The organism is Arthrobacter sp. sptzw42 (genome assembly GCF_059089685.1).
Map to the genome: position 1 here is coordinate 1 of NZ_JBNHEX010000028.1, position 1064 is coordinate 1064.

General features: G+C 63.5%; 1 rRNA gene and 1 pseudogene. Both read right to left on the minus strand.

Going from position 1 to position 1064, the window contains the following annotated elements:
• A pseudogene (locus tag AC5RT4_RS17720) lies at nucleotides 1-340 on the minus strand (hypothetical protein); the annotation flags it as partial.
• Between the two features lie 490 nt (nucleotides 341-830).
• Nucleotides 831-947, minus strand: a 5S ribosomal RNA gene (rrf, locus tag AC5RT4_RS17725).
• Nucleotides 948-1064: the final 117 nt, after the last annotated feature.

Below are 1064 nucleotides of genomic sequence, written 5' to 3' on the forward strand. Positions count from 1 at the left end.
CACGGTCACCGGCTCCAAAGCTACGGCGCTCGCCCTCACCCTCACGACGCGGACGGTCACCAAAAGGCTTCTTGTCCCGGTCACCGTAAGGCTTGCGCTCTCCGCCGCCAAAACTGCGACGGTCGCCCTCGCCGTCACGGCGCGGACGGTCACCAAAAGGCTTCTTGTCCCGGTCACCGTAAGGCTTGCGCTCTCCGCCGCCGGCTGGCCGGCCCGGGGAATCGTTGTTGTCCCGGGTGGTCCGGGAACGGAATCCGCGGGGGTCACCGCCGGAATTGTTGTTGCCGCGGAACCCGCCGCGGTCCTGTCCGCCGCGGTTGCCGCCGTTGTGCTCAGCCATGTGGATTCCTCCTGTTGTGAGCCGACCACTGGCGCAACTGCAGCCGCTCGTATCCGTGTTTCGTTTTCCTACGCAACCCGAAATCAAGCGCTTCGAAGTCCGTACATCTGCATCAATTCTAGTGGAATCGCCCCGCCGGACAGGACAGAGCTCTCGCCTGGAAGCGCATCGTGGCAATGTTCACACCCTCTCCCACTTAACGCAGCTCCCAGCCCAACGCTCTCGCAGTTAAGGCAGCTCCCAGCCCAACGCTCTCGCACATTCTGCGGCGCGGAAGGTGGCCGGTCGGCAGCTGGGGCAACCTGGGCGGAAGGCAATTCCGACGCTGAGGGTGAAGGAGCGTCCGCCAGAAACGTGCAGAAAGTGAGAGAGGGTTTCGGCCGGGGGCTGGCATGAGGTGTGGTGCCGGCTTTGCTGGTGCTCGCCGTGGGGTGGTGGTTAAAGCAGTGGGGCCCTGACGTCGTTTGTCAGGGCCCTACTGGTAATGGTTGTCCGGCGGTGACCTACTCTCCCACACCCTCCCGGGTGCAGTACCATCGGCGCTGTGGGTCTTAGCTTCCGGGTTCGGAATGGGACCGGGCGTTTCCCCCACGCTATGACCGCCGTAACCCTTGCCCCACCCGGTTAGGGGGTGGGAAATCTGTGGTTACAACTCCTGCCCCTGGGGGCAGTGGTGGTGTTGTTATTCAGTTGTGGTGTTCCCTGCAACAACGAACCGGTTTGG